At 40.7% G+C, this 22,453-nt stretch carries 12 protein-coding genes; 5 read left to right on the top strand and 7 right to left on the bottom strand.

What is annotated here, in order from left to right; genetic code table 11:
- Positions 1-23: 23 nt before the first annotated feature.
- From R9C00_19610 to R9C00_19585, 6 genes are all read right to left on the bottom strand, one after another.
- On the bottom strand, positions 24-3,473 hold the full coding sequence (locus tag R9C00_19610) for an RHS repeat domain-containing protein (GenBank protein ID WPO33909.1): 3,450 nt from the start codon (positions 3,471-3,473) through the stop codon (positions 24-26).
- Positions 3,474-3,519: 46 nt separating this feature from the next.
- A complete protein-coding gene (locus R9C00_19605) occupies positions 3,520-5,634 on the bottom strand; it encodes a hypothetical protein (GenBank protein ID WPO33908.1) in 2,115 nt (704 codons plus the stop codon).
- A 171-nt stretch (positions 5,635-5,805) separates the two neighbouring features.
- Positions 5,806-7,251, bottom strand: coding sequence for a hypothetical protein (locus R9C00_19600; protein WPO33907.1), 1,446 nt, complete (start codon positions 7,249-7,251; stop codon positions 5,806-5,808).
- A gap of 27 nt (positions 7,252-7,278) precedes the next feature.
- The gene (locus R9C00_19595; protein WPO33906.1) at positions 7,279-8,304 is read right to left on the bottom strand and encodes a hypothetical protein; all 1,026 of its coding nucleotides are present in this window, start codon (positions 8,302-8,304) and stop codon (positions 7,279-7,281) included.
- Between the two features lie 34 nt (positions 8,305-8,338).
- Positions 8,339-9,574: a hypothetical protein gene (locus R9C00_19590; GenBank protein ID WPO33905.1), complete on the bottom strand. Its 1,236-nt coding sequence runs from the start codon at positions 9,572-9,574 to the stop codon at positions 8,339-8,341.
- 13 nt (positions 9,575-9,587) lie between these two features.
- Positions 9,588-10,724 carry a hypothetical protein gene (locus tag R9C00_19585; GenBank protein ID WPO33904.1) on the bottom strand — a complete coding sequence of 379 codons (1,137 nt, stop codon included), beginning with the start codon at positions 10,722-10,724 and terminating at the stop codon, positions 9,588-9,590.
- A gap of 1,453 nt (positions 10,725-12,177) precedes the next feature.
- On the opposite strand from R9C00_19585, the gene fucP reads away from it, so the two are divergent.
- Positions 12,178-13,473: an L-fucose:H+ symporter permease gene (gene fucP, locus R9C00_19580; protein ID WPO33903.1), complete on the top strand. Its 1,296-nt coding sequence runs from the start codon at positions 12,178-12,180 to the stop codon at positions 13,471-13,473.
- Between the two features lie 152 nt (positions 13,474-13,625).
- Here the strand turns inward: fucP and R9C00_19575 are convergent, their stop codons facing one another.
- Positions 13,626-14,525: an AraC family transcriptional regulator gene (locus R9C00_19575; GenBank protein ID WPO33902.1), complete on the bottom strand. Its 900-nt coding sequence runs from the start codon at positions 14,523-14,525 to the stop codon at positions 13,626-13,628.
- A gap of 381 nt (positions 14,526-14,906) precedes the next feature.
- Between R9C00_19575 and R9C00_19570 the strand changes: the two genes are divergently transcribed.
- The 4 genes from R9C00_19570 (at position 14,907) to R9C00_19555 (ending at position 22,446) form a co-directional block, all read left to right on the top strand.
- Positions 14,907-15,488, top strand: coding sequence for a sigma-70 family RNA polymerase sigma factor (locus R9C00_19570; GenBank protein ID WPO33901.1), 582 nt, complete (start codon positions 14,907-14,909; stop codon positions 15,486-15,488).
- Positions 15,489-15,673: 185 nt separating this feature from the next.
- The gene (locus tag R9C00_19565) at positions 15,674-16,723 is read left to right on the top strand and encodes a DUF4974 domain-containing protein (GenBank protein WPO33900.1); all 1,050 of its coding nucleotides are present in this window, start codon (positions 15,674-15,676) and stop codon (positions 16,721-16,723) included.
- Between the two features lie 297 nt (positions 16,724-17,020).
- Positions 17,021-20,542 (top strand): TonB-dependent receptor, encoded by a 3,522-nt coding sequence (locus R9C00_19560; protein WPO33899.1) that lies wholly within the window; start codon positions 17,021-17,023, stop codon positions 20,540-20,542.
- Between the two features lie 23 nt (positions 20,543-20,565).
- Positions 20,566-22,446: a RagB/SusD family nutrient uptake outer membrane protein gene (locus R9C00_19555; protein WPO33898.1), complete on the top strand. Its 1,881-nt coding sequence runs from the start codon at positions 20,566-20,568 to the stop codon at positions 22,444-22,446.
- The last annotated feature ends 7 nt before the right edge of the window (positions 22,447-22,453 follow it).

The following is a 22,453-nucleotide window of genomic DNA, read 5'->3' as shown; positions in this document are numbered from 1 at the left end:
TGTTTTGTAGCTTGGTCAAAAAATTAGTGTTTGTAGTTGTATTCGTTAGACTTGAGGATGTTGCCCTCATGGTCCCTGACCAGCTTGAGCCTGCCGAAGGAGTCGTATTCGAAGTAGGTGGTCAGCCCGTTGGGGTCTGTTTGGGAGGTCATCCCTATGAGCGGGTCGTAGGTGTAGGTGGTCATCTGGGCATCTGTCGGGTAGAGCCTTACCTCGTCTATGTATGAACCGATAGCACCTATCGTTTTTGTCTGGAAAGCTGTCGAAGTGACCGTTATTGGAGGTTCTTCGGTGTACTGCCAGTCTCCGGAGCCCTGTTTTTTCCAGTAGCTCAAGATGTACTTCCCGGCAGTGGTAGGAAGAGGGACCTTGTATGTTCCGTAATGGATTTTCCTTCCTGTCTTGGCGTAAGAGCTGTTATTGCCATCTTCCTCAAAGCTGGTATGGAAAACGGTGGCGTGGGCGCGCTTTAGGGTTCGTAAATAGCTGCCGTTGAGATCGAGTATAAGTCCAGAACCATTGAGGAGCAGGGCCGCCCTATATTTGATGCTATAGGTCCCGGGCTGTAGGGTCTTTGTTATTGAAGGAGCCGATGGCATATTCTCTCCTGCATCTAATTTATAAGACCAAGTAGAACCGTCTAGACTTAGGTATAGTATGTTCTCACCTGGGCTGCCTGGAGAGCCCAAGCTTGATAGAGATACCGTAAAGGTCACCGTCTGCGCTTGGTCGATGGTAAAAGTAGTATTAGGTAGGTCTTGGTCGGTGGGCACGCTTATGGTAATGGCATTTGAATACGAGATTGGAGCCTGTTCGGTATATGTTTCAATATCCTCTTCGTACGCTGCATTGGCCACATTTGCTATCGGTAGTGTGTTGTTGTAGCCCCAGAGGTAGGTGATGGGCGTGCCCCCTTCCTTTCTTACCGTGCGAGGGTTTCCAAAGTCGTCATAACTCTCGTACCTTATCCTTGTCTCCGCACTGGCCTGCCCCTTCTTTTTGGTCTGTACCAGCTCTGGGGCGATGATATCCCCGCCCCACTCTTTGTACGAGGACTTGAGCGAGGAAAGGAATGTCGAGCCCAGATAGTTTGATGTCTCTATGACAGGGGAGAGGATGTGCCTTGCCTTCATCTTCTCATAGACGTTCCCCGAGGTAGCAAAGTCGGTGGGGTATTTCATCTTTGATATCTTCCAAACGCCTTTGCTGTCTTTGGTCTTGCTTTCTTTCACGAACAAGTTAGCATCATAGGTATAGTAGGTTCTAGATGTCAACTCCCCGCCCTCTAGATAATCTGTCACTACCGTGCTGTCGAGTGTTTGGGATAGTTGTTGGACATGGTAATTCCTACGCCAAAAAAATCGGTTTTTTAAAACTCCATACGATGATGAAGGGCTTACAAAACGTCTTATTTTTAGGCCTTGTAATAGTTCCTTCTCCTCATGGGAATAAAAATTCTCGACTTCTTTTATTAATGCTGAACCATTGTAATATTTTGTGCTTTTTTCGAAAACTTCACCAAATACGTATGTGGATTGGTAAAAGACCTCTGCTTCATAAGCTATCCCTATAGGCTGGGTTGTAAATAGTTCGTAGTAAGGCCACCATAAAACCCATTCATTTTTCGGAAAAACATCTGTGGATATATGTTGATGGCTTACTATAGGAAAAGCATCAAAGTCATGCTCTATCCAGCCTGTATTATTTGTCTCGCTACCAATGTATTCTTTGACGTTTTTATAGGTACTAGGGCTTCCGTTTAAGTTTATGCTTGCTTCCGGGGCAGAGAGATAAGTCCGTGTCAATGAAGATGCCACATTTCCATTAAGCTGTATCGAAATTTGCCTAAATAAGCCAGAACTTACCGGTAGCCCAATAATATTTGTGGGATATCCAAAGGATATTACGTCTGTACCAATTCCATACACAAAGGTTCTTAGCATATCCTCTCCTCCCCCTTCTTTCTTTATCTCACGTATCCGTAATCCACCGATAATTGACCCATTTGAATTTTCGTTTCCTTCATACGTATAAGTGGTCTTGCCCCCTGTGGGATATGTAATACTTTCCAATGCTCCTGACATTGAGTAGATTGGATTAGGGGTTCTATCTGCTGTTTTACTAATAAACGGTCCAATGTTTGATTGGGAAGGGTCTAGTAGGGCGGTATTGGATGCACCGTTGAAATAGCCCCAGTAGTCTACTGAGTAGGTCTCCTCTGTTTGCTCATCATGAATATTGGGAAACTTTGATGGAGTCCCATCATTATAATAGACCAAACTATATTTATATATTTCTTCAAGGTCTACATCTTCAAAGCTGACCTCTTCAAGCTTGTACCAATTTAGCCTGTCTGAATCGTTGTGGTATTTGGAACTCTTGAGATTAATCGTTTTAAAAGGCGTGGTGCCTCCCCTTTTAAAGATTTCTATTTTTTCAAGAATCTTGTTTTTGTAGTACTTCCCTTTATAGGAAAAGCTAACCTCACAATTCTTGGAAGTTATTTTTTTTATTCTCTTTTGGGTATAACTATATCCGCTGAGGGAAGAACCAAGCCCCCCCTCTGTAACAGACTGGCTCCTGTTCAGCTTTAAAATATACTTATGTGCTTCCAATGTAGGGGTTTCTGTATTGAATACATTCTCATATTCAAAGTAAATCGTATCAGTCTTGTTAGCTGATATAATTTCTGTTAATAACCATGATGTGCTTCCCTTGACAGTAATAGAACTACTATTGTTTACAAACTTTTCTAGTTCCTCTTTTTCTGTCGAAATAGATTTGCCAAACCGATAAAAATTGCCATTCTCGTCCACAATATCAAAATACTCAAAATAATAGCCACCTGGTGTTGAGTTTTTGAGTATCGGCTTAATTGATACAGATGGCTTGTAAGGTAATGTGATAGGTTCTAAAAAGGTGTTTATATCATTGCTCCTTTTGAACACAAACTTACCTGAGCTTCCTAATAAGGAATAATAGAAGATATCATATTCGGAATCATCGATCTTTTTTTCAATGTTACTCATATAGGTATACCCAGGATCATTCTTTGTATGATAACATCCTCCATTTATAACCTCATCACATTGTTCGCCATATGGCAAATCATCTTCGGACTTAATGATATGATCCCAATATTGTTCGTCAGGTTGACCGTTTATTTCTCGAGTAATTGTCCCTCCTGTATTGAGTTTCCATCCTAAGCCCACAAGGCCATCATCCGCAGATGGCTGTAAACCCGATGCATGGTAGCTCAAGGATAATGGCAAATTCAATTCCTTTGATTTGATTGTATATAACGGAATGTTTACCGAAGAAAGACCAGTAGAATAGCTTACAGGATAGTCTATATATTGAATAATTTTTTGTGCTTCTGGGGATGGAGGTATCACTTCAGGCAGTTCCTGCCCATTTGCCTTTATCACCAGCACGGTACAGAGCAGTGCTAGTATAAATTTAAATTGTATCATGTTTTTTCGTAACATTTTATATCGAATTAGTTGTTTTGATTTTTCTTTACAATTTCAATCCCGCCCTCACGACCCAGGGGTCGTTTCGGATGGAGGTCTCCCGGTCCCAGGTAGCGTCCCTGAGCACGGTGATGAGGAAGGAGGCTTTCTTGCCTATGGGGAAGTTTACCCCCCCGCCAAGCAGCAGTGCCCCTTTCCATGTCCGGGGGCTGTTGCTGTCGGTCTGCCCCCGCATATATTCGTATTCGGCCTGCAGGTAGGGGTAGCCCTCTTCCGGCTCCAGCCGGGTGAACATCCTTCCCCCAAATACCTGCGTCACCTCTTTTGTCTTCTCGTCTTTCTGGAACTGGTAGCTGGGCCCCAGCCCCGCCAGCCAATAGTCCTTTATCTTGTACCCGACTAGCGGGGAGAAATCGACCATCGGCGAGGGCCCGAGCACCAGCCCGATGTTCCCCTCTATCTCTATCCGTTCGGAGAACGGCTCCTTGTCGGGGTCTCCTTCCTTTGCCGCCGGCGGTGGCGACTTGCCCGGTATGTAGTTTTTCTTGGGCTTGTGCAGGGGCTTTTTCACCGTGGTGCGCCATACCCAAGGGGAGGCTTGCCTGTTTTTATTATCCCCCAAGCCAAGGTCACGGAGCACCGTAAGGCCTATGGCCCAGCCTTTTGCCTGTAGCTCGTAGCCCGCGCCCAGTAGCAGGCCGCTTTCCCAGTTCCTGTACCAAGTGTCGCTGGCCAGGCTGTCGATGTTGCGGCTGAGCGCCTCTGCCTCCAATTGGGCATAGGGCCATTTCTCTTTTGGCCGGTAGCGGAGGTAGGCCCTGCCGCCCCATTGCTCGTTCGTCCTATTGGCGAAATCTAGGCTGTCCTGCTCGAAGCGGTAGGAGATGCCCAGCCCGAGGCTCAGCACAGAGTCTATCGGGATATTGAACATGGGGGATAGCTCCACTTTGTTGGGGCTTCCCGGTATGATGCTGAAGTTCCCTTCCAGGTTGAAGGTCTTGGTGAGGAGCTGTAGCAGCCCCATGGCGTCCATGGTGGGCAGCCCCGCCGAGCTGGTGGTCACGGGCATGCCCGTTGTCCATCCCGTGCGCAGTACCCAAGGGCTGTTGTGCACGGGCGTCACGCCGTCGTAGCTGAGGTTCCTGAGCAGGGTGAGCTGCACACCGCCCAGCTTCGAGAGCTTGAGGTCGTAGCCCGCGCCCAGCATCACCGAGGAGACGAAGCTCCTCCCGCCCTTTGTGCTCGTACTGTCCAGTGCGCTGATCCCCTCGTATTCCACTTGCGCGAAGGGCAGTTTGTTGCCCAGTTGGTAGCGGAGGTAGGCCCGCCCGCCATAGTTCATGACGGAGAGGTCTTCCAAGGAACTCAGGCTTTTTTGGAACTGGAGCGCAGGCCCTACGCCTATGCTCAGGCTCGAATCTATGCTATAGTTGAAGGTGGGCGATACGTCGATGGTGGGCGGGTCGCCCGGCGTCACGCTGACCGTGCCTTCCAGCTTGAGCCGCTGCAGCAAAAAGCTGATAGGGTCGAGCTTGGCATCGAGCGGTATCCCCCCGCGGTATTTTTCCACGAAGTCGGGGTCAACCTTGTCGATCTTGTTCTTCCCGCTGCCCAAGGGTACTTGCAGCCCCATCCGGATTGCCCATGGCGAGGGGTAGGCGGTGCTCGCCCCGCTCCAGTTGAGGTTCCTCATCACCGAGATAGTCACGTTGTTCCGGCCGTCGATCTTGAAGGTATGCCCAGCTCCCAGCAATATGGAGGAAGTGAACATGTTTTGTCCTATGCTGTCCTTGTCGGAGAGCCCCTCGTATTCGGCCTGGAGGAAGGGCAGCTTTTGGAACGGCCTCATCCTCGCAAAAGTCCGCAGGCCATACCCGTAGCTGATAGACTGGGGCAGTTCCCCGTCCCCGGCGGCTTGGCTGAAGTTGAGCACCGGCCCCAGCCCGAAAGTCCAGGTCGAGTCCAAGCGATAAGAGACGAGCGGAGAGATGTTCGCCGAGAACGGCTGTGCGTTGCTAATACTGAAGTTCCCCTCGATCGACCATTTGCTCGGGAGCGTGTCGCCCAGGATATCCTTGCCGGCTCCGTTGGTGCCGGGCAGGCCTAATTGGTCGCCCGCTGGCCCTTGTGCCGGCTTGTTTTTTTGGAACAGGCTGCCCAATCCCCATTTTTGGCCAATTTCTTGGGCGCATAGCGGGGCAGGGGCAGTGCTTAGGCAAGCTGCCAAGAATATCGTTAGCAAGAGGGCGGTGCTTTTAACGGGCATCAATGTTTGTTCTTAGTCGGCAGGCTGCCCTGCCTAAAGTTTGTTGTTTGGTTTGAGATTTTCGGGCTATTCCCTTCCTTCGAGCTTTTCGATCCTCTCAAGGAGCGACCCGATCATTTCCTGTTGCTTTTGAAGCTCGGTATTCTTTTTCTTTAAAGCTTCTATCTCCTTTTGCTGCTCAATGGTGTAGAGGGTTAGTTCTTCGATTTTTTGTAGGAGCTTTGCATCCATCTCGCCTAGGTCAATGCCATTTGCTTCCACTTCTTTGGCAGAGGGGATGTCCTGCAAGTGGTGGTTTTCTTGGATGAAGCTTTCAACTTCTGAGAGGGTGGGGAGTGCGTAGTTTTCTTCGAATACGAAGTCTGCCCAATTTTCTTTTACAGCTACCTTAACTTTTTCCGAGATGATTCCCGTTTCTACAAAAAGCTTGTAGTCGTTGCTTGAGATATTGAGATTATCATCACCTATTCGAACTTTGCCATCTCCCGCTATATGCATTCGCACTTTTGGTTCGCCACCAGAATTTGAGCCTTCTGATGTCATAAAGTCTAGGTAAGTATCCCAAGAACCACCTCTGTATGATCTTATTTTGGCTTTCCCTGCGGCAAGGTATTCAAAAGAGATTTCGCGATTGATTTTTTCATTTGCATTTGGAATTGCATTTGGACCATCGATTATGAGCTTACTATTCTTAATGCTATTATCTCTACTCCCCATTCTGAATGAACCTTCAATATCAAGGGGGTGCATAGGGTCTTTGCCTATTCCAACCCTACCGTTTGGGGTTAAAATCATTACCTCATTGAGAACCCCATTTTGTTGAGTTCTGAATCGTAAATTAATATTTGAAGAGTTTGAAAAGTCTCTTGCTTGGATATAAGCAGTACCCGAGCTCCCCTCACCTTCATAGGCATGTAAAAACATATGCCCTTTACCATAGTAATCTCCATTTACATGGAAAGTTGCCTTTGGGCTGGAAGTACCTACTCCAACCTTTCCTGCATTTGTAATTATAAACCTTAAAGTAGATGAGCTTGCATCGACCGTACTTAATTTTATATCATTTGATGCTCCTAAATTAAGTGAGTTATTCGTATATATTTCGTTGTTATCCATGATCATCGAAATTGAGCCGTCACTTAACTTAAAATAGCTTGAAGATGGATTCCATTTTCCTCCAATTGTTCCTGTGTGTTGAATCTCAAATTTTGCTTCAGGTGTTGTTGTCCCTACTCCTAAAAAACCACTTTTTGTTATGGAAAGCCTTGGGGTCATATTTGTGAAGAATTTAATCCCTCCATACCCTGACATTCTTGCTTCTGGAGATGATAGGTTTAAATTGTACCATCCCAAAGAGTATTGTCCAATTGATTGCCCATTATATGTGAACCTTTCAGAACCGTCAGGTTTCACGAAACCTATAAAATTATTTAAAGGCAGGTTTTGGTCTTGAGCATTTGCAAATTGACAGACAAAATGTATTGCCAAAATCAATAGTAAATTCTTTTTCATAGTCGGATTTTTTTTATTAAAGGGTTATTATTTTTCAATAAGCTGGTGGACTAATTTTTTTAGTTCTTTAATTTCTTCCTCTTGTTTTTTTAGCTCAGTGATTTCTTTCTCCTGTTTTTCAATCTTCTTCTCCTGCTCAATAGTATAAAGCATCAGTTCTTCGATCTTTTGGAGGAGCTTGGCGTCCATTTCACCTAGGTTGATGCCGTTTGCTTCCACTTCTTTGGCAGAGGGGATGTCCTGTAGGTGATTGTTTTCTTGTATGTAGCTTTCTACTTCGGAGAGGGTGGGGAGGGCGTAGTTTTCTTCGAAGACATAATCTGGCCAATTCTCTTCAAGTTCCACTTTCACTTCTTCCATAATTGCTTTTCCACCAACGGCTAATTTGTATCCTTCTGGAATTGAAAGGTTATCAACTCCAATTGATGCAGAACCTCCTGTTAATGAAGCCCCAGAGATTCTTCCGGTATGTACAAGTACACTGTTGGGTTTGAACTTGTCCTCTATCTTGGACTTAGTGGTGAATATCTCCCCTTGTGGGGTAGTAACTTGATTATTGTTGCCCCAAGTATTTTCTGTACTGGGAACTATTATCTCATCAGTACTCGTCCAATAGTAGGTTATTCCTCCTCCCCTCAGCCAAATGATTATCCTGTCTGATTTGTAGGTTGGTAATATATCAGAGACCAAGGGCAATTCATTTTCACCTCTTCCTTTTAGTTGCGTAACATACGCTTGGTAATGTCGATTGTTATGCCCCCAGTTGGATGAGGTATACATGATCCGCACGTCGCAGGTGCCAGTCCAACTTCCATTTTCATGAACATTATTCCTATAAATCTGCAAGGAGACAGGGCTATTGTTATTATTGGCATTGGAACCTGTGAAAACTACTGGGTAAAAGATGCTTGCATCGCCATTGATAGTGAAGCTTCCCCTAGGCTGGTCAGGCCTATTTGTTAAAGTAAAATAATCTTGGCTGTAGGCATGGCTGATACCGGCAAATACCAATATCCCTAAAAAAGAGATGATATAAAAGAGTAGTTTGTTCATTGGTTGAAAGTATTTGTTAAATTCAGTTTAAGGTTTATTCTTTTTCAAGTAGCTGGTTGACCAACTTCTCTAGGGTTTCTATTTTCTCTTCTTGTTTATTGATTTTCTCTTGCTGTTTTTTCAGCTCCAAATTCTCATCTTCAAGCTTTTGAATTTTTGCAACTTGCTTCTCGATTTTCTTCTCCTGCTCAATGGTATAAAGCATCAATTCCTCGATCTTTTGGAGGAGTTTGGCGTCCATCTCGCCTAAGTTGATGCCGTGTTCTTCCACTTCCTTGGCAGAGGGGATGTCTTGTAGGTGATTGTTTTCTTGGATAAAGCTTTCTACTTCGGAGAGGGTGGGGAGGGCGTAGTTTTCATCGAATACGAAGTCTGACCAGCCGCTTTTTAAGGCTACCTTGACTTTTTCGGCCATGATGCCCTTACGAACAAAAAGATTAAACCCACTATTAAGTTTTGATATGTCAACCCCATCTAATGAACCAACAATTACATTACCACCTCCATGTGCTATTAATACATCACCAGAGGACTTGCTATTTATTAATACTCTTCTATCAATACCATTCGGGTTTGATTCTAAAACTAAATACCCTTCTCCCGAGCCCCTAATCCTACCTCCATCTACAGATCCAAAAGTTGTCCAAGAGTTCCAGTCATTTCCTAATACTGCGGCTAATTTTGTTCCATCCTCAAGAGTGCTGTACTTGGCGACATGAAGACCTGCTTTAGGATATTTATAACCAATCCCAACATAGCCCTCTTCGTCAATTGTCATGCTAAATGACGATGTGCCCACATTGTATAGTCCAAATCTTCCTTCATACTGAATTTGGGCTTCTTTCATTCCATTTGAACTGACTGCACCAATTTTCATCAGTGAGCCATTGACACCTCCTGTTTGAGAGTAGATAAATGCATTAGAATTAGTAGTAGATATGTGTAACTTTGATTGTGGGTTTGAGGTGCCAATTCCAACTTTTCCTCCATCACTTGGAAATATGATAAAGTTTCCTGTTCCAGTGCGAAAGGTCATATCACGATTGCCATATGTAAAAATTGAAAAATCCTCACCATTACCATAAGAAGTGGATGAAATATTATGCATTAAACCTCCCCAGTAATTACTTGAAGTCCCTAATCTTAAAAATTCATAAACCACTTTAGCAGAGTCTGAATGGGTTGGGTTTAAATAGGATACATTTACTTGTTGCCCATAAATTGAGATATAAGCCAACAAAAAGGAGATAGTCAGTATAAAATTTTTCATTTTGACAAGAGGATTATTGTTTGTTTATAAGTTGGTTGACTAAGTTTTTCAATTCAGAGATTTCTCGATCTTGTTTTTGAATTTTACTTTGTTGAAGCTTTATAGCTTTCTCCTGCTCAATGGTATAAAGCATGAGTTCCTCAATCTTTTGAAGGAGCTTAGCGTCCATCTCACCTAGGTTGATGCCGTTTTCTTCTACTTCTTTGGCAGAGGGGATATCCTGCAAGTGGTGGTTTTCTTGTATATAGCTTTCTACTTTGGAGAGGGAGGGGAGGGCGTAGTTTTCTTCGAATACGAAGTCTGACCAGCCGCTTTTTAATGCTACTTTTACTTTTTCGGCCATGATGCCCTTACGAACAAAAAGATTAAACCCACTATTAAGTTTTGATATGTCAACCCCATCTAATGAACCAACAATTACATTACCACCTCCATGTGCTATTAATACATCACCAGAGGACTTGCTATTTATTAATACTCTTCTATCAATACCATTCGGGTTTGATTCTAAAACTAAATACCCTTCTCCCGAGCCCCTAATCCTACCTCCATTTGGCGAGCCAAAAGCTGTCCAAGAGTTCCAGTCATTTCCTAATACTGCGGCTAATTTTGTTCCACCTGCATCTACCTTATAAGAAGCGACGTGTAGTGCGGCAGATGGTGAACTAACACTTATCCCTAAACTACCATCAGCATCCATAATCATTTTTCTCTCTCCTTTGCTTGCCCAGCCAAAAAGTGGTCTTGCTGTGATTTCACCTCCAGTCAGTCTAGAATCAAAAACCATTACAGGTTCGCTACCTGCATCATTATTGCTCCCTATCTCACCTACTAATATTAAAGCTTGTCGAAGGTCGGTATCATGAAACCCTTTGATCATTGGTATAAACTGGCTAGGCTGGGAGGTCGAATTTGAGATTGATAAATAATCACTACTAGAATCATATGCTTTGATTCTAAAAAGATTATCATTATTCGATATACCCTTTATGTCTAACAAGTAGGCAGGCGTACTCGTCCCAATCCCCACATTCCCCATGAAGTATTGTTTGCCTGATGTGCCGTCCCACTGAGCATTGGCAGTAGAGCCAATAAAAAGGGTGAATATAGATGTTAGTAGTAGGGTGCTTATTATCGGTTTTGAAATCATTACTTGGTTTTTTTATTGTGTTTAAAATTGTATTATTCTAATATGATTTGTGCTTGAGTTTTGTTAATTGCTTTCTCTGTGGTGTGATGAATATTTATTCATTAGAAAGTGGAGGTGTATATATGACTCTAAAAAAAATGATATCACAAAAAGAATGATAAATAATCATTGTTATAACTATTATACAATATTTTTATTGTTTGTTTGGTATTATTAACAAGTATAAAAAAGTTGATATAATAGATGTATTTTGATAATTAGTTGCATTTATTGAAGTTGTATTTATGATATGATAAATATAACTTTAATAATATTTGTTTTTTGTTAAGCGTTTTTTAGCTAAAAATACTGTAAAATTTTTAGATGAAAGCATTTTAAAAAATATGAATATTCTGCAATTGGGATTTCTTTAGATTTGTAGAACATATTTGAGCTTAATAGCAGGGTAGCTTCTTCATGTTCAGCTTAGCAAAGAGGTTTTATTAAGATTTGACTTGTTGGAGTAGAGGTGTCATAAAAAAGGGAAGGTATATCAAAGGCAATTGATTTGGGTCATTGATAATAAATAGGGTTTTACATTCTATAGATTCGGAATTGATATAGCGTCTTCGTTATTAAGTGCTTGAATTGTATCACAATGGGCTGTACAAAGAAAATGAAGTCCCCAATCTTTATAAGTTGATCGTAGATTATCCTTTTAAATTAAACACCTCTATTGTTGAATTTACGAAATGTCTCATTTTGTCCAGCTAGTCGGTGTCGAACTTGTCTTGATAGGCTTGGGTTACATTCACATTTGGTGATTGTATAATTGAATATCAATTATATTACTATTTTAGTTTTATTGAACAAACAGTAGACTATATCACGGTTTGTGACAATGATATAGTCTAATAGGTAAGAAGCCTGTAATTGGTAATGTTGGATTATAGCTAGTGAGTAAATTTCCCTTTTAGCCCAAATGTTTAACATCCATGATAAGAGAAATTGAATGTAAGTCACAAAGTAAAGATATTCAATACTTTATAAGGGTAAGTTCGAATCCGGTAAGTTCCACAAACACTCCTTCTCTACATATGTTTTGTCTTTTATGTGTTAAGTTACATTACATCCGTTTGTTTCGTCTTTTTTAACTCCCCTATTAAGTCTTCTCTTTGGCAAGGTGTTGCCATTTTTCAAAGGCTAAAAACCGTTGAAAGGCTCCCTAAATTAAGGTGCTTTTGTTGAGTTCTTGTTTGTCCATGTTTAAAACAGATACAAAATTCCTATAAATAAACATTTCCTTATATTGTTTTGGTCATAATCTTTGTATTTAAGATTTTTTTATTCCAACCCATTGATATACCCGTCAATAAAAAGTAGGTTTGGTAGCCATTCTAAACTAGCCATTTAAGAAAAAATTCTAAACGGGTAGCTTAAAATCAACTTATCTTACAAACACAAAACAACAATAATGTCAAAATCCACCCCCAAAATAGTAGATCGAAAAAACCTTCTCCCATTTATATTAATAACCAGTCTTTTTGCCTTATGGGGTTTTGCCAATGACATCACTAACCCAATGGTGGCAGCTTTTAAAACCATCATGGAAATCTCAAACTTTAAAGCATCGTTGGTTCAGTTTGCTTTTTATGGAGGGTATGCTACTATGGCTATTCCAGCAGCCTTGTTCATCCAAAAATATTCCTACAAAAAAGGGATATTATTAGGTCTGGCTTTGTATGCGACTGGAGCATTGTTGTTTTGGCCAGCCGCTCAGTTTCAAGTGTTTGGTTTTTTCTTAGTCTCCCTTTATATCCTCACATTTGGATTGGCATTTCTAGAAACAACAGCTAATCCATTTATTTTATCGCTTGGTGAAAAAGAAACGGCTACCCAGCGCTTAAACCTAGCGCAAGCATTCAACCCAATGGGCTCGTTAATCGGAATGTTTGTAGCATCACGCTTAATCCTTGCCGCCTTGCACTCCGATAAGCACACGGACGAAGCGGGAAACCTGATCGATTTTTCCATGTTGGACGCTACAACCAAAGCTATGGACAGGGCTCATGACCTAATGGTTATCCGTAACCCTTATGTAGTTATAGGCATTGTAGTAATCGTAATGCTAGTCGTGATAGCAATGGTGAAAATGCCACAAAATGAACATGAAATAAAAATTCATCCTTTAGATTCGGCTAAAAGGCTTTTGGGCAATAAAGTATATAGGGAGGGAGTGATTGCCCAGGTTTTCTATGTTGCCGCTCAAATTATGTGTTGGACATTTATTATACAGTACGCAGGTAATTTGGGAATCGACAAAGCAACGGCTCAATTGTATAACATAGCAGCAATGGTTGTTTTCCTGACTAGCAGGTTTATAAGTACCTTTCTCATGAGGTTTATAAATGCCCGCAAGCTGCTTATGTTTTTTGCCATAGGTGGAATGGTAACAACTCTTTCTGCTATTTTAATAGTGGGCGTCTCTGGGCTTTATTTCCTAATGGCTACCTCAGCCTTTATGTCACTGATGTTCCCCACTATTTACGGTATTGCCCTCAGGGATGTTGGCGAAGATGTTACACTAGGCTCTGCCGGGTTGGTAATGGCAATTGTAGGCGGGGCGCTTTTACCTCCTATACAAGGTGCAATAATTGACCTTGGCACGGTAGGTCCATTGCCTGCTGTTAATTTTTCCTTTTTTCTACCATTCGTTAGCTTTATAATGATTGCAATTTATGGATACCGATCGAATAAATTTCAAAGTTGATGGGCTGTGGCAACGTCAAAATATAAACATGAATAAATGGAATTTTGCCAATTAAAAGTATGCTTGCAAATTGGCAAAGGGCAGAAAGTAGTTGATTGCTTGTGGTATGAAACCGATTCAACTTTAGGTTGCCATTTATGGTCTTTGAAGCTTTATTTCATCCCAATTTCTTTTTTGTACTTTGCTGGTGAAATACGTGTAACTTGTTTAAATATTCTTGAAAAGTGGTACCTGTCGGCGAAACCAGTTTTGAGGGCAATCTCATCAATTGATAAATGGGTGTGATGAAGCAAGATCCGGGCTTTATCAATTCTTTTTTTCTTGATATATTTTTGGGGTGGCATCCCAATTTCTTCGGAAAATAAACGGGCAAAAGCGTTGGTCACCAAGTTGGTTTTTTCAGCTAACGTAGTGTTGCTCAGTTCTTCACTCACATGGTTCTCTATATAAGTTAAAACTTGAAGGATCCGGTAGTCTTTAGTATAGGTTTTCCAGTTTCCCTCAGGTAATTGCGATAATAAATCATTTATTAAAGAATGAATAGTCAAGGTTTTATGAAAGCTGAAACTTACATGTTCATAGCCCATATAATGCTTTATGTCCTTTAATTTTATTTTTAAGTAGTTGGTGAGATCAAAAATGAAGATGCCAGAAGGTATATTATCAAAAGGAATACCTAGATTGAAATGGATAAACAGGTGCAAAACATGGTCAGAGCGTTTTTTGGAGAGGTTTAAATTCACACTTCCTCCTTTCAAAGAATATCCTAGCTTAGGGATTTTATGGTTGTGTATCCGAGTAGCATATGATGTGTTTGGAGCTATCAGAACAATTCTATCTGGGGTTAAATCATATTCCTTTCCATTGCAAATTACTACTGCTCCTTCATTGCTGTTATGATAAATTCGCCAAAATGGATAAGACAATTCACTAAACTCCCAGTTTTGGAGCCACCAGTAACGGCAACAGTGTAATTGTATGTTATATTGAGGGAACTCTTGTAATTCATCGGAGGGGTCACTTTTATCGGGTATTCTACTGTTAGCATCCATGCCATCAATGTTTAAAATATATACAAAAATACAGCACCCTTTGAAAATCGGATTTTTTTCATCTCATTTGGTGGATTGAAACTAAGAAATGGCCTTGATATTAGGTTTTTATAATCGCTAGAATGAGTTTTTTGTTTTTCTACAACGTGCATGTGTAAAAAATATAGTGTAACATAAGTTATTGAACAAAACTGTTCGGAAATACTCGAATTTGTCAACTTCGAGTGAAAGCCCCTTTGGGGCAGTAAAGTAAGAAGTTTTTATTTTTGATAAAAAGAGGACTCTATTTTTGGTTTATATTTCGTTTTATCATAAAAACAGATTAGTTTTTTGAGGAATAATTAAGTCTGCTTGATTATTGAACTAAAAGCATTTTTTTAAATGAAGGGTAATCCTACTAAATTGGATGAGAACAAGCTTTGGGAGCATTTTAAAAATGGAGATGATACAGCTTTCTTGCAATTGTATCAGGCTATCTACCAGAGCTTATTTGCTTATGGAGTCAAGTTATCCAATAACAAAGAACTAACAAAAGATGCCATCCAAGATATATTTATGGATTTGTGGGAAAAAAGGCACAAGATTGTTTCGGTAAAAAAGGTGAAGTCCTATCTTTTTACCTATCTGAGGAGAAAGCTAATGAAGGATTTGGTAGATAAAAAAATCGATTTAGACAAAGTGTCAGACCAGCATTTTGAACTATCATTTTCTCAGGAAAAAACTATTATTGAGAACGAAATAAAGCTAGAACTAACTGAAAACCTGCAAAAAGCCTTGAAAAAATTGACACCGAGGCAAAGGGAGATTATCCATTTGAAGTTTTACGAAAAAATGGACTATGCCGAGCTAGCCGAAGTCTTGCAGATAAAACAGCAATCGGTTGTTAACCTTTCGTACGAAGCCATCAAATTATTGAGAGCTATTCTTATTAGCTTAGTTATCGCAGCTTTCTTTTTTATATAAATCCTCTCCCTTTTTTTATTATTTTGTTGAATTATTTGTTCTGACAATCAGTGAATTACGATTTTTTTATAAAAAAAATCAATAATTTTCAGTATGGAATCTCTTCTTGCCGCACTAGCTAATGAAACCCGTTAGAAAAGAGTGCAGGAGCTGTTGAGCTGGCACATATTAATTAGAGATTACACATGCAATTTGAAAAATATACAGTAGAAGATTTTATTGGAGACGAGTCTTTTCAAAAATATTACTTTGACTTGAGCAAAGAGGATAAGGTATTTTGGGAGAGCTGGATTGCCAAGAACCCAGAAAAGTCTTTGGAGGTAGAAGAAGCTAAGCTTTTTTTGTCTTCTCTTACATTCGATGTAGAAACTCTTTCCGATGATGAGTTCCACCAAGAGTTTTTAAAATTAAAGTCGAAAACAAAGCCTGTGGAAAAGGGAAAGGCGGTTAGCTTCGTTAGCGTAACATCGAGTTGGTTTGGTCGAAAAGCAGCGGCTGTTGTCGCTTTTTTACTCGTAGCGGGTGTTGGCTATTATTTTGTGAAGGACGAGCTAGGTGCCTCAGAACCATCTCCAAATACGGAAATTGCTTTCGTAGAAAAGAAAGCTCCGTTTGGTACTAAATCGACATTCAAGTTGCCAGACGGTACTAGGGTAAAATTGAATTCAGGTACAACGCTGAAAGTATACCCCGATTTCAATAGGAAAGAAAGAAGGGTAGTGCTAGAAGGTGAAGCTTTTTTTGATGTAACAAAAGATCAGTCGAAACCATTTGTGATTGAAAGTGGGAATATAGCCACTACGGTAAAAGGTACTTCTTTTAATATAGAAGCTTTTGAAAATGAGGAAACTATAAAAGTAGCTGTAGTAACTGGCTTGGTGGCTGTAACAAAATTGGAAAATGACAAATTAGATGAACAAATATTTTTGAGACCTGATGAGATGTTGACATATAGTGAAAGCTTGGATGGATTCTCAAAGGGGAGCTTTGATAAAGATGCTGTTTTAGGCTGGAAAGATGGGGTTTTGTATTTTAAAGATGCCAGCTTTGAGGCGATTCAAAAAGATTTGGAAAAATGGTATGGAGTTGAGATAGAGGTGGGCAATAAGAATATACTTAATCGACCTTATACAGGAACCTATAAAAACAGCTCTTTAAAGGAGGTATTGGAAGGAATGAGTTACGTTCTTGATTTTAAATTTGTTATCGATAACAACATTATTTATATTGACTAACTAAATGCTGTATCACCTTAGTTGCGAAGGTTTTATTTTTTAGAAGGCATGGGTCTCCGATAAACCCAATAATTATCAGAATGATTAGTATTTACTAAAACAATGATGAAAGAAAATGAAAAGTTACGACACAAGCTAGTATTTGCCCCTTAAAAAAAGAAGCCAAAAATCTCGTGAGACTCTTGGCTTCAAATACAATTTCAATTTCTGATACAATTAATAGGCTTGGCTTGAGACACTATTCCTATTCATCAATTCAGAAACAATTCTCTTTTATAAAGAAAACTATGTAAAAATATGAAAATGAAACTAATACGACAAATTATTATTATGTCGAAGTATACGCTATATGGAATATTCCTTCAAGCATTGTTTGTTGGGCTTTTGTCAGCAAAAGAAGGGATGGCTCAAAGGAAAAGTTTAGAAGAGATCTATGTTAGCATGGATCTTCAAAATGGTACAATACAGGAAGCTATTAAGGTCATTGAAAACCAGACTGATTTTGTGTTTGCGTTTGAAAAAAACCTGATAGAGCAAAGTGATATTCAAATATCCGCACAAGTAGACCACGAATCAGTAGCCAACTTGCTCCGCCAGATTTCAAAAGATACTGGCTTGGGGTTCAAAAGGGTGAATGAAAGCATTCATGTAGCCCGAAAGACAATTTTTACTACGGCAATATCTGAAGTAATCGAACCGATTAATGTTCTTCAAAAAAAGGTGACTGGCACGGTGGTGACAGCGGAAGACCAAGAGCCTTTGCCGGGTGTAAGTGTAATGATAAAAGGAACTTCTTCTGGAACTGTTACAAATATAGATGGAGCATTTTCATTAGAAGTAGCAGATGGAGCAGTGCTGCAGTTTAGCTTTATTGGTTTTAAAACCCAAGAGGTGGAAGTGGGAGACCAATCTAAATTAAGTATTGTTTTAGAAGCTGATTTAGAGCAGCTAGAAGAGGTGGTTGTAGTAGGGTATGGCACTCAAACAAAATCTACCCTCACAGGCTCGGTTGCACAGGTAAACGAAGAGGTATTGAAGTCAAAAGGAACATCAAGTGCTGGTTTGGCGCTTCAAGGTGAAGTTCCTGGTGTGGTAATAACCCGTACGTCTTCTCGTCCGGGTCAGGAAGGGCTTGATATAAAGATACGTGGTGACATATCCGTTAATGGTGTTTCCCCTCTAGTGGTAATGGACGGATTGATCATTCCCGAATGGCAACTTTCCACCATCAACCCAAATGATATCGAATCAATTTCAGTATTGAAAGATGCTGCTGCGGCTATTTATGGTACGCGTGCTGCGGGTGGTGTTATTTTGGTGACTACCAAAAAAGGGAAAGCAGGAAAAGCCAAAGTGAGCTATAGCGGTCAATACCAGCTAAACTATGCCAACGATTTTCCAATAGCAAACCTGAATGAATGGGCTCAGCTTTGGTTGGAAGCGGGTGACAATGATGGTATTTCTTACCTAGATACTGACGGAAACCCTCAGGAAGCTGCTTCAAACTACCGGTTCTTTACTAGAGATGAGTTGGTGTCTATTATTGACGGAACGATGCCAATGGCACCTGAATCTTATTTTTGGTTAGGCAAAGACCACCGTTTTGCGGATGTAAACCAATATGATGCCGTTTATGGAACCACTGCTTCTCAAAGACATAACCTATCTATCTCAGGAGGAAATGAAAAAGTGAGGTATTGGACTTCTTTTGGCTACAACGATGAACGTTCGCCTATCGATTTTGTATACGATGGTGCAAAACGTTTTAACTTTCGCACCAACCTATCGTACGATATAAATGAGCTGTTAAGCACAGATTTTACGGTTTCTTACGACAATAGGTTGATCGATTCTCCTACCCAAGGTGTAGGCCATGGAGTTCAAGATATGTATATCTTCCCTATGTACAATCCACAAGGACAATATTATGATATTTTTGGGGCAAATAACTTATTGGCTAAGTTGGATGAAGGAGGAAGGACAAAGACTAGAAACGAAAACCTTCGTTTGGGTGCTAAAATAAACCTAGACCTAAATAAATATGTAGAGGGTCTCTCGTTTAGTTATGATGTAAATGCAGGTTTGAGAGATACTGAAAAAACAGAAAGGACAACATCAGTCACCATGTATGATTGGGATGGGAATGTATCTTACACTCCAACTACCTTGTTGACATCTTCTGTAAAAATAAGTCAAGGAAACGATCTTACTTTAATGCATAGTTTGCAAGGTAATTATCGCTTCGCTGTTGGTAAAAATAATATTGGGCTAACAGTAGGAGCTACAGGTCAAAAAGATGAGTATCAGGATTATTACATGGCTAGGTCTAATATGGCTTCCGATGATTTGGATGATATCAATACTGGTGATGTCACTACGCAAGTCAACTCTGGAGGGAGATATGCTGTTGGTCTATTATCTTACCTCGGTAGAGTAAATTATGATTACGATGGTATCTATCTTTTTGAAGCCTTGGCTCGTAGAGATGGATCATCTAGGTTACACCCTGACTTTAGGTGGAAAAACTTCTACGGAGCATCTGCTGGTGTGCGTCTTTCCGAAATGTCCTTTATGAAAGGTGGCTTTTTCAATAATTTGAAACTACGTGCTTCTTATGGGGAAACAGGGTCTGTAACAGGTATTGGTGCTTATGACTACATTTCTAACATGGGAGCTGGCTCTACGGTATTTGGTGCTTCTCCAGCTTTGGCCAACACGGCATGGATTAGCGGCATGACTACTACCGACCGTACTTGGGAAAGGGTAGGGACTACCAACTTTGCTCTGGATTTTGGTGTTTTAAATAACAGACTAAGCGGTACTTTTGAATACTTTATCCGTGAGAATAACGACATGCTCGTAAATATCACTTACCCTCAGGTTCTTGGTGCAACTGCTCCTAAAACCAACAGCGGTGACTTTAAAACCAAAGGTTGGGAACTGGCTTTGAACTGGAAGGATAAGATTGGTGAGGTTTCGTACAATGCAGGGTTAATGTTCTGGGATAACCGCAGTGAAGTTACCCGCATGGAAGGAGCCACTGCAATAGTTAAAGGTTTGAATACAATTGTTGAGGGAAAACCTCTTAATGCTTTATATACCTACGTTACCGATGGAATACTTACAACGGAGGAAGAAGTAGAAGCCTATTATAATATGTATGGTTTTGCTGACACTGATGATCAGACCGTGATGAAAGACGGAACCGTTCTTCCTGCCTACAGAAGCCCTAACCGTTTGGTGCCCGGTACCGTAAAGCGTGTGGATGTTAACGGAGATGGTATCATCAATGAGGATGATTTGGAGTACTATGGCGATGCTAACCCTCATTACAGTTTTGGTATCAGACTTGGTGCAGAATGGAAAGGCTTTGATTTTTCTGCCTTCTTCCAAGGGGTTGGCGAACAGAATATATTGCGTACGGGAGCTCTTGCATATCCATTTAGAAGTTGGTGGACAAACCAGAACAGTGCTTTCTTAGGCAATACATGGAACGAAAATAACCAAGATGCTGAATGGCCTGCAACTTATTATAATGGAACTAGGAAAAACTGGAATTATGGTCATCCAAACGATATAAATGTGGTAAATGCATCTTATATGCGGGCGAAAGTCATTTCATTGGGCTATACCCTTCCTCAAGAGCTGCTTAATAAAGCCAAAATAGACAGGGTTCGCTTGTCTGTTACAGGTAACGATTTATTTGTTATCTCTAATGTGAAGGACGGTATGGATCCTGAAATGGTTACCTCTGCCAACCAAGGAGACACTGTTCCCTACAGTAAATCAGTGATTTTTGGTCTTGAAATCACATTTTAGTATTTAATGATAATATGAAGAAAATGAAAAATAGATATATAAAAAAGTTCACCCTAGCTGTCTTGCTCTCATGTTTTATTATGAGTAGTTGCAATGACTACTTGGACCAGTTGCCACAAGATGTAGTAAGTGAAGCTGTTTATTACCAAACAGCAGATCAGTTTGAAACAGCATCTAATTACTTTTATACTCGCTTAGGCTTTTTTGATGGAGACGAGCAATCCGATTTGTCAAATAACCTTGGAGATAATGAAAACTACGCATGGGGTAATACGATAATCCCTACTACCGATGATATTTGGGAAGATAACTATTCTCAACTTCGTGCGGTCAACCAACTGATAGAAAAAGCAGAAGAGTATCCTGGTGAACAAGCTGAGATAGTAGTACCCATAGCAACTGCTCATTTTTTCAGGGCTTGGCATCATTATCTATTGCTCAAACGCTTTGGTGGTGTTCCAATTGTTACACGTTCGTTGGATGTAGATTCGGAAGAAGTGTATGGTCCAAGAAATAGTCGCTATGAAGTGGTTGGACAAATGTTGCAAGATTTGGATGTTGCTATTGCAGGTTTACCTTCACAAAACGATATGGGTCTTGCAGAGCAAGGCAAGCTTTCATTGGAAGCGGCAAAATCATTCAAAGCGAGAATATTGCTTTACGAAGCTACTTGGGAAAAATATGTAGGCGAGGCTACGGATGGCGACGGGGTGAGCACTGGTGCTGGTTCTGCAAAGCCTACTGGTTATCCAAGTGTTTCTGATATGTTTGCAGAAGCAAAAAAGCAGGCAAAAGATGTGATGGACAGTAAGGCTTTTGAGCTATGGAACTATCGTGACGAAATTGGGCAAGATCACTTGTTTTATTTATATAACTTAGAAGACGGTTCAAACCCTATAGGCTTGACAAAAGCTGATAACAAGGAATTTATTTTCCAAACGGTGTATGATTTTACGTTAAGACAAATCCGCCAAAACTTGACACATGCAAAACCTCATGGACCATCACGTAAATTAATGGACATGTTATTGTGCTCAGACGGGTTGCCAGTACAGTTTTCTTCTGAATTCGAAGGATATGATATGATGACTTCAGAATTTGAAAACCGTGACGACCGTGTGCACCTTTATGCAAACACTCCCTTGAAACAATATTGGGGATGGGGTTCAAACACCAATGGTGGTGGAGCTCAATATGGGGTAGACTTTGAAGATAGTGGAATAAACTTTGACTACCGTTATGTTCCTGCATTGACATCACCTGGTACGTCTCGTAATAATGGATATATGGGTCGTAAGTTTACCACAGAACACCAGTTGCGTGAAACAAGGGAGGAGTCTTATAACTATCCTCACATCAGGTATGCTGAGGTATTGTTGATTTACGCAGAAGCTACTTGTGAGTTAAATGGCGGAACTATTGATGATAGCGATCTTAATATCTCGATTAACTTAATTAGGGAGCGTTCAGGTGTTGCTCCTCTTACTAATGCACTGATTGGTCCTTACGGTGACTTGAATATGTTAGGAGAGATTCGTAGAGAGCGTGCTATCGAGTTATATGGAGAAAACTTCCGTTTCGATGATTTGAAGCGTTGGAACATAGCTCCAGAAGAGTTGAACAACGATGTGTGTATTACCTATATTACTGGAACAGAGTACGAAACTGCAGAAAACCCAAAAGATCCAGGTAATCCAATTTATGTAGATGGAATTTGGCCGTATGGGCTAACAACGACTGAGCAAAGTGTATCAAGTTATGCTGGTATTGCAACTACCAAACCTGGCGCCTTGATCATTGATGCTGCTGGAAACCGCAATTTCTCAATTAAGAACTATGTGGATCCTATTCCATTGAATCAGGTAAACTTAAATTCAGAGCTTTTGCAAAACCCAGGTTGGTAATAACCAA

This window comes from Flammeovirgaceae bacterium SG7u.111 (assembly GCA_034044135.1).
Lineage (GTDB): Bacteria > Bacteroidota > Bacteroidia > Cytophagales > Flammeovirgaceae.
The sequence above is the reverse complement of the archived record's forward strand: the minus strand, read 5'-3'. Positions and strand labels throughout refer to the sequence as shown.

Coding starts and splice junctions, on each gene's coding strand:
- R9C00_19610 (WPO33909.1), bottom strand. CDS start 3,473: ATGATACAATTTAAATTTATACTAGCACTGCTCTGTACCGTGCTGGTG.
- R9C00_19600 (WPO33907.1), bottom strand. CDS start 7,251: ATGAAAAAGAATTTACTATTGATTTTGGCAATACATTTTGTCTGTCAA.
- R9C00_19595 (WPO33906.1), bottom strand. CDS start 8,304: ATGAACAAACTACTCTTTTATATCATCTCTTTTTTAGGGATATTGGTA.
- R9C00_19590 (WPO33905.1), bottom strand. CDS start 9,574: ATGAAAAATTTTATACTGACTATCTCCTTTTTGTTGGCTTATATCTCA.
- R9C00_19585 (WPO33904.1), bottom strand. CDS start 10,724: ATGATTTCAAAACCGATAATAAGCACCCTACTACTAACATCTATATTC.
- fucP (WPO33903.1), top strand. CDS start 12,178: ATGTCAAAATCCACCCCCAAAATAGTAGATCGAAAAAACCTTCTCCCA.
- R9C00_19575 (WPO33902.1), bottom strand. CDS start 14,525: ATGGATGCTAACAGTAGAATACCCGATAAAAGTGACCCCTCCGATGAA.
- R9C00_19570 (WPO33901.1), top strand. CDS start 14,907: ATGAAGGGTAATCCTACTAAATTGGATGAGAACAAGCTTTGGGAGCAT.
- R9C00_19565 (WPO33900.1), top strand. CDS start 15,674: ATGCAATTTGAAAAATATACAGTAGAAGATTTTATTGGAGACGAGTCT.
- R9C00_19560 (WPO33899.1), top strand. CDS start 17,021: ATGAAAATGAAACTAATACGACAAATTATTATTATGTCGAAGTATACG.
- R9C00_19555 (WPO33898.1), top strand. CDS start 20,566: ATGAAAAATAGATATATAAAAAAGTTCACCCTAGCTGTCTTGCTCTCA.